Raw genomic sequence first — 3,012 nt, forward strand, 5'->3', positions numbered from 1 at the left:
ACGCTGGTCTTGTCGTTGACGCGCAGCTCGGTGAGCGTCGAGTCGGCCGACTTTCCGAACGTCGTGGTGCCGGTCGAAGTGATCGGGCCGGAGACTTCCAGAGCACCCGCATCAACGCTCATCGTGCTCTTATCGTTCTTCAGAGCCGCAATCTTGGTGCGCTGACCTTCGGCCGCGCCCTTGATGGCGATGGAGGCCTTGTTCGACACCGTCACATTTTGGAACTGTGCATTGTCGGCATAGGTAGTCAACGTGCCGCCGTAAACATTGACGTCGCCGGAGAGCGTCAGGGCGCTGAGAGTCTTGCCGGAACCGGAGCCGAGATTCGTCGTACCGCCGGTCGCCTTGGTCATGTCGAGCGCGAGCGCGAGACTGCCCTGCTCGACGCTGAAGACGCCGCCCGTGTTTTTCACGGTGCCGAGAGTGGTGGACTGACTATCGCTGACGCCGTGAATCTTAACGGTATTGTCCGTCGATACGGTGAAGTCGGTGGTCTTGGCATCAAGCTTTTCGGTGTAGAAGTTGATGGTATTGCCAACGCGGTCCCAGAATCCGACATTCAGATTTTGCAGGCTCACCTCACTGATGACGTCGGAAGTCGAAGTACCGAAGGAGAGCGTGGAGTTTCCCTTGCTCGGGACCAACGTCTGCTTGCTCGGTCCTTCACCGACCAGTTCAATTTTCTTGAACGTAGTGAAGGTGGTGTTGGTCACGTTGAAGCGGAAGGCGTGCTTCGCTGGGGTTCCGGAAGCGTCGGACGCGTGGAGGCTGAGGGAGGTGTTCGCCGTACCGGTGAACGTCGCGTCGCTGCTCAGTTCAAATGCAGCGTTCGCGAAGGTGTAGGAGAAATCTCCGGATTTAAATGAGGTGCTCCCCTTGATTACTTCATGCGTGTTGGGGGGGGGTAGTAACATTAGTAGTGTCAGCTGCGTGCACGTTGAAGCCGACAAGTGCAAAAATAACGGCGGACGCCATTTGAGTGCGGGTGAGCTGCATGACAAATTCCTGCGAGATGAAAGAATCTGAATTTATTGGTTCAGGCGATCTCTTTATTGCCGAGACCTTCAATCATCTTAAAGTCGCATCACCCTTTGGACCAATCAGAAAAAAGCGTCCACAAGCATCAGCATTAACCCTTATCATGGATTTATCTACGTATTTTTTCTGATGTTTGTCATTATTGAACTACAGATCACCTCACGGCGTACTGGGTAGATTGTCTTATTTGATAGGCTTTAGTTAATCTATCAATATGCATTACAAATACAGTAATTACGAACAAATACTTATTTAATCCACTCTTATTAACTTTCGTCAAGTTGTATAGCACTTGACTGTAAACATGGGCCTGTGGCGCGATGCACACATTCGGTACATCTTCTCGCCGCCGCTAGGCATCCCTCGGTTCGAAACCTAAAAGTCGGCTAATGCCTCCACGAATGCCTAAAGGGGCACGCCGAGGAGCTTGAGGAACAAGTTGTCTCGACGCGTCATTTCCGTCGTCCACTTGACGGCCTTCTTGTCCCCCGTGGCCTCCACGTAGTCGACGCAGCGGAACCAGTCGAGAATCTGCACGAGCGAATAGTTCCTCACCGGCGCCCCGCGAATCCATTCACCACTTCTTGCATCCCAGGAGTCCGCTTGAGAGAAGCGTAGGGACGGACTTCATCATTTCCCCGGAGAACGTAGACGGCATCGGCCGCGTTCTCCGTTTTCTCTACATTCCCCGCATCCCCCTGATCCTCCTGCTCCTCTTGATCCCCCTCAACCTTCCCCTTCTCCTCCCTGTCAAGGCCGGATAGAACGAGATCCTCGGACACATTTGTCCCAACCGCCCTGTTCGTGAAGATGTCGTAACCCGGCGGCGTCTGATTCGTCGTCACCCCGATCCACGTCGGAAAGTAGTCACGAAACTTCATGGAGGAGCGCACCACGCGGTAGACCTCGTTTTCCGTGACGCCTGCGCCCATCTGAACGAAGGGGACTTCGTACTGGCCTTTGTAGTCGGCGCTCCGCATGGCGATGAGCCTGCCCGCGTCGTCGCGCCTGAAGTTGATGGCGTGGTCGGAGGTGAAGATGATGGACCAGGACTCGCCGGATCGCTCAGCGGCGCGGGCAATCGCCTCAACGGTCAGGTCCTGCTTGTAGGCGGCGGCGAGGTAGCAGTCAAGAAATTCTTCGGCGCCCGTCTTGAAGGGACGGCCGACGTCCGTGACGCGCGAACACGTCTCCTCATGCGCGCCGTAGGTGTGCACGAAGACGAGGCGCCCTCTGCCTTCAGGCTCCGGCGCCGAGAAGATGCGTTCAATCACGGGGATGAGGCTGAAGTCATCGTGCTTTTTCACGAAGTACTGTACGTCGGCCTGGTCGGCGATGAAGGAGATGCTCGCCTCATAGGCGCTCATTCGGCCTTGAGACGAAACCCAATAGGTGCTCAGCCCCGCGTCCTTGGCGAGCGTGATGATGTTGTCCTCGTAGTGCGGATGAAGCGGATCCTGCGGGTTCGGGCGCGCGGCGAAGAGCGAGACGGCGGCGGCGGTGGCAAGCGACGGAGACACCATCTTCTCGATCCGCTTCGTCGGGATGGAGCTCATGAAGGGCGTCGTGTTGAAGGGCGCGCCGTAGAGTCCCATCGTCTTCTCGGAAAGCGATTCGCTCATCACGATGATGTAGTTGCGGATGCGGTGCGGACGGTCAAGACGAGCTTGAGGAACTCCTTCGGATCCCTCTTTTGACAACTCACCCGTCACATGCCACGACGTCTCAGGCGTCGCGAACTTCAGGTAGGAAAAGCGGCAGAACCCCGCGCCGATGTCCATGAGCGGACTCAGACCGGGAATCACGAGGAGCGCGAGCCAGGAGAAGAGGCGCCAACGACGAAGGAGTTCGGTAGAGGCAGGCAGTGCGCCGGGCTCAGGGGATGGATCGACGGGATTTGTCGGACTCCCTCGTGACACCCGCCCGAAGGCGGTCTCCCCTCGCCAATGTTGCAGACCGGCGTTGCATCTCGAA

Annotated in this window: 3 protein-coding genes; all 3 read right to left on the bottom strand. The window is 56.8% G+C overall.

The window, feature by feature from the left end:
* Positions 1-914: hypothetical protein (locus ACT6Y9_RS09980; RefSeq protein ID WP_443744417.1), on the bottom strand; the 914-nt coding region annotated here is incomplete at its 3' end.
* Positions 915-1,443: 529 nt separating this feature from the next.
* Positions 1,444-1,575 (bottom strand): hypothetical protein, encoded by a 132-nt coding sequence (locus tag ACT6Y9_RS09985; protein ID WP_443744419.1) that lies wholly within the window; start codon positions 1,573-1,575, stop codon positions 1,444-1,446.
* 14 nt (positions 1,576-1,589) lie between these two features.
* Positions 1,590-3,012: sulfatase-like hydrolase/transferase (locus ACT6Y9_RS09990; RefSeq protein WP_443744418.1), on the bottom strand; the 1,423-nt coding region annotated here is incomplete at its 5' end.

The organism is Sutterella sp. (assembly GCF_052272535.1).
Classification (GTDB): domain Bacteria; phylum Pseudomonadota; class Gammaproteobacteria; order Burkholderiales; family Burkholderiaceae_F; genus Sutterella.